The sequence below is a fragment of the Gordonibacter pamelaeae 7-10-1-b genome (assembly GCF_000210055.1).
In the GTDB taxonomy this organism is placed as follows: domain Bacteria; phylum Actinomycetota; class Coriobacteriia; order Coriobacteriales; family Eggerthellaceae; genus Gordonibacter; species Gordonibacter pamelaeae.
In genome coordinates this window covers 202,421-203,172 of record NC_021021.1, presented here as the reverse complement: position 1 = coordinate 203,172, position 752 = coordinate 202,421, and the positions used below count along the sequence as shown (strand labels likewise).

Genomic DNA, 752 nt, shown 5'->3' with positions numbered 1-752 from the left:
CGCCATGCGGGCGGCGTTGTCGCGCACGGCCCGTCTACGCGGCGGTTGCGGCTCGGTGCCGAAACGCGCCTCTGCCCTTGCCCGTGCCCCGCCCGCTTTAGAGTGGTTTCCCATGTAAACCCCCTAATTGATAGGAGCCTGCCCATGAGCACCCTCATCGTGCTCGGTTATCCGAGCGAAGAAGAGGCGAAGTCCGCCTACCAGAAGGTCCTCGACCTCGACAAGAACCTCATCGTCAGCCTGCAGTCCATCGCCGTGGTGGCGCGCCATGCCGACGGCAAGTACGACGTGGTCACGCCCGGTTCCAAGGTGGGCACCTCCACGGTGTGGGGCCTGTTCTGGGGCGTCCTGTTCGGCCTGTTGTTCTTCGTGCCCGTGTTCGGCGCGGCCATCGGTGCCGGCATCGGCGCGCTGACGGGCGCCATCGTGAAGCACGGCGTGGACAAGGACTTCCAGGACCGCGTGCGCAACCTGCTGTCCTCCGACGACAGCGCCGCCGTGTTCATGGTGGTGGACGAGATGACCACCGACAAGTTCATCGACGCCATCCGCCCGTTCGGCGGCGACGTGCTGCAGACCTCGCTGTCCGTCAAGGACGAGGACGAGCTCAAGCACGCCCTCTTCAAGAACTAGGCACGGCGCCGCATCCCCCTGCGTGCCCGATTCCGCGCTCCCCAACGACGAAGCCGCCCCAGCCGGGCGGCTTCGTCGTCTCCGCGTTCCCTGCCGGCCGGGCTCCGGCGCTCCCTCGC

Annotated in this window: 1 protein-coding gene; it reads left to right on the top strand. The window is 67.4% G+C overall.

Annotated features, from left to right (window positions below; translation table 11 throughout):
- The first annotated feature begins 144 nt into the window (after positions 1–144).
- Complete coding sequence (locus tag GPA_RS00920; protein WP_015538683.1) at positions 145–633, top strand: DUF1269 domain-containing protein; 489 nt, start codon at positions 145–147, stop codon at positions 631–633.
- Positions 634–752 lie beyond the last annotated feature (119 nt).

Excerpts from the sequence above, each read along its gene's own strand:
- GPA_RS00920 (WP_015538683.1), top strand. The coding sequence starts at position 145 with ATGAGCACCCTCATCGTGCTCGGTTATCCGAGCGAAGAAGAGGCGAAG.